Origin of the sequence: Paenibacillus darwinianus, from assembly GCF_000598065.1 — a bacterium.
In the GTDB taxonomy this organism is placed as follows: Bacteria; Bacillota; Bacilli; order Paenibacillales; family Paenibacillaceae; genus Paenibacillus_I; species Paenibacillus_I darwinianus.
In genome coordinates, this window is the sequence record NZ_KK082119.1 from 1 (window position 1) to 3229 (window position 3229).

The 3229-nt window shown below is 64.0% G+C and carries 3 protein-coding genes; all 3 read left to right on the forward strand.

Annotated elements, in window-relative coordinates; all coding sequences use genetic code 11:
- Nucleotides 1–1191, forward strand: a 1191-nt coding sequence (locus tag BG52_RS14695) for a PD-(D/E)XK nuclease family protein (protein WP_190287428.1), incomplete at its 5' end; no start/stop codon positions are given.
- A gap of 62 nt (nucleotides 1192–1253) precedes the next feature.
- On the forward strand, nucleotides 1254–2501 hold the full coding sequence (locus tag BG52_RS01075; RefSeq protein ID WP_051587564.1) for an exonuclease SbcCD subunit D: 1248 nt from the start codon (nucleotides 1254–1256) through the stop codon (nucleotides 2499–2501).
- Nucleotides 2498–3229 (forward strand): AAA family ATPase (locus tag BG52_RS01080; RefSeq protein ID WP_036666633.1); only part of this gene is annotated, 732 nt, incomplete at its 3' end. The genes BG52_RS01075 and BG52_RS01080, both read left to right, overlap by 4 nt.

Sequence of the window (3229 nt, forward strand, 5' to 3'; positions counted from 1 at the left end):
GAGAAAATGTTCCTGCTTGGCACTGTTGCCGACGCGGGCAAAGCCGTAGACCGTTGGAGCGGCATTGCGGAAGCGGCCGCGGCGGCGGGACGGCTGCCCGATCATCAGGCGGCATCCGCCCGCAGGTTTCTCGATTGGATTATGCCGCTGGTCGTGAAACAGGGCGAGCCGATGCAATCGTCGATCGACCAAGGGCAGGAGACGTCGGAGAGCTTGCGTGAGCAGGCGGAATCAAGAGGCTGGCGCTTTGGCGTGGCGCCGGCGGCGTTGCTCGGCGTCGAATCGGCGGCAGCTTCCCAGCCGGACCAGGCGGCCGAAGCCGCGCTTCACGAGCGGCTGGCGGCGATCGAGGCGGCGGCCCCGCTGCCCGGCACGCCGGCAGCCGGAACGATCGAGGAGCGGCTGTCCTGGCGTTATCCGCTGCAGGCGGCGACCGTCGTCGCAGCGAAGACGTCGGTGACCGAGATGAAGCGGCTCATTGCGGAGGAGCAGCATGAAGCCGATGCGGAGCGCTATGAAGAGGCGGCGACGGAATGGACGTCTTTGGTCCGCTCCCCGCCTGTCTCAGCCGGACGAACCGCGCCAACCGGACCGGCAGGACCAGCGGGCGACTCCTACACCTATAGGCTGCGCCGGCCGCGTTTTATGGAAGAGAAGGCGCTGACGGCAGCCGAGAAAGGCACGGTCAGCCATCTTGTTATGCAGTCGATTCCGCTGGACGGTCCGAAGGACGAGGAGTCGATTCGCGTTTTCGTGGAAGGGATGGTCAGCCGTCTGCTACTGACGCGGGCGCAGTCCGAGGCGGTTGACGCCGCTTCGGTCGCATCGTTTTTTGCCGGAGAGCTCGGCAGTCGGCTGGCTGCCGCGCAATGGGTCAAGCGCGAGCTGCCCTTCAGCTGCACCGTGCCCGCCGGGCGTGTGCATCGGACGGCGGCGGCAGACCCGTCCGTGGCAGGGGAATCGGTGCTGATCCAAGGCGTCGTCGATTGCCTGTTCGAGGATGAACGGGGGCTGGTGCTGCTTGATTACAAGACGGATCGGATTGATGGGAAGGATTGGGAGCGGGCGGCGGAGCGCCACCGGTTCCAACTGGAGCTTTACGCCGAGGCGGTCGGCCGCATACTGGGGAAGCCCGTGACGGAATGTCATGTATTTTTCTTCGATGGCGGGCAATCGGTGCGATTGCAATGACGGATTGGGCTCGGCCGGTTTGCCGGCCGGGCGATTACATATAGGATCAAGGGAGGACGCCCATGCGTATTCTTCATACGGCAGACTGGCACTTCGGCCGGACGCTCGAGGGGCGCAGCAGGCTGGAAGAGCAGGCTGCGTTCGTGGACGAGTTGGTGGAGGTGGTGGAACGGGAAGCGATCGATCTGGTGCTCTTGGCGGGCGACGTCTATGATTCCGTTAATCCGCCCGCTTCTGCGGAACAGCTGTTCTATGAGGCTTTGTCGCGTCTGGCTGACGGGGGCAGGCGGACGGTGGCCGTGATCGCCGGCAATCACGATCAGCCTGAGCGAATCGCGGCCGCATCGCCGCTCGCCGAGCGCAGCGGCATCCGGCTGGCAGGCCTTCCGATGGCCGCGCCTTTAGATATCGGTATTGCGCGCACCGGCGAGAAGGCCATGATCGCGGCGCTTCCGTACCCGTCTGAATCGAGGCTGCGGGAGCTGTTGAGCGACGATGCTGACGAAGCGAAGCTGCGCAGCGCTTATTCGGAACGGGTGGGCCGGCTTATGCGCGCCATGGCCGAGCATTTCCGCAACGATACGGTGAACCTGGCGATGAGCCATATTTATGTGCTGGGCGGCGTTGAAACCGATTCGGAGCGGCCGATTCAGGTCGGCGGCGCGTATACGATCAATCCGGCCGCCCTGCAGATCGGGGCGCAATATACGGCGCTCGGCCATCTTCACCGTCCGCAGCGGGTGCACGGCGACGAAACGGTGCGTTACAGCGGATCCCCGCTGGCCTACAGCTTTTCGGAATCGGGACAAGCCAAATCGGTTGTCGTTTTTGACGCGGAGCCCGGCATGGCGGTATCGCCCCGTGAGATACTGTTGAGAAGCGGCCGCCCTGTCGTCCGATGGAAAGCGAAGAACGGCATGGCTGAAGTATTCGGCTGGCTGGACGAAGGACGCGATGCCCGGGCATGGATTGACCTGGAGATTGCCATGACCGATCTGATTACGACTGAGCAAATCCAGCAGCTTCGCAAGCTCCACGACGGATTGCTCCATATCAGGCCGATCTACCCCGATATGGAAGGGTGTGCGGAGAGCGAAGCGTCTGTGCGGGAGCGTTTGCCGGTAGAGGAGCTTTTCCGGCGCTTCTACACCCGTCAGACCGGCGGCGCGGAACCGGATGCGGAAACGGTCGCTTTGTTTATGGAACTGATCGCGGAGCATGAGGAACCGTCTGCCGGCGCCGTCCGGGACGATGATAACGAAAGCCGCTCACACGGTGCGGAAGCCGATAACGGGGAGGCGACGGCATGAAGCCGATCCGGCTTAGCTTAAGCGGGCTGCAAAGCTACAGGGAATTGCAAACGGTTGATTTCGACGCCTTGTGCGAAGCGGGCGTGTTCGGGATTTTCGGTCCGACGGGCAGCGGCAAGTCGAGCATTCTCGACGCCGTTACGCTGGCGTTGTACGGCAAGGTCGAACGGGCGGCGAACGGGACTCAGGGCATTATGAATCAGTCGGAGAAAATGCTGTCCGTCGCGTTTACGTTCGAGCTGTCAGGTCCCGGCGAAGCGAACCGGTTCCGGGTCGAGCGCCAATTCAAACGCGGCGGCGACGTCTCCGTGTCGAGCGGCGTATGCCGGTTCATCGAGATGACGCCGCAGGGCGAGGCAGTGCTGGCCGACAAGCTCGCCGATGTGAACCGCTGCGTCGAGGAGCGGATCGGCCTGACGATGCAGGATTTCACGCGCGCGGTCGTACTTCCGCAGGGCAAGTTCGCGGAATTTCTGTCGCTCACCGGCAAGGAGCGGCGCCAAATGCTGCAGCGGCTGTTCTCGCTGGAGCGGTTTGGAGACGGGCTGACATCCCGCCTCAGCCACCGCGTTAAAGCGTCCGAAGGAGCGCTGGCCGAAACGGCTGCCGAGCAGCAAGGGCTGGGAGACGCCTCGCAGGCATCCCTTGAAGCGGCAGCCTCCGCGCAGCTGGAAGCGGCGGCGCTCGCGGCCAAAGCGCGCGAGGCGCTCGCAGCCGCCGAGGCCGAA

What these genes read in the sequence shown, in the direction of transcription:
- BG52_RS01075 (WP_051587564.1), top strand. Translation starts at nt 1,254, where the DNA reads ATGCGTATTCTTCATACGGCAGACTGGCACTTCGGCCGGACGCTCGAG.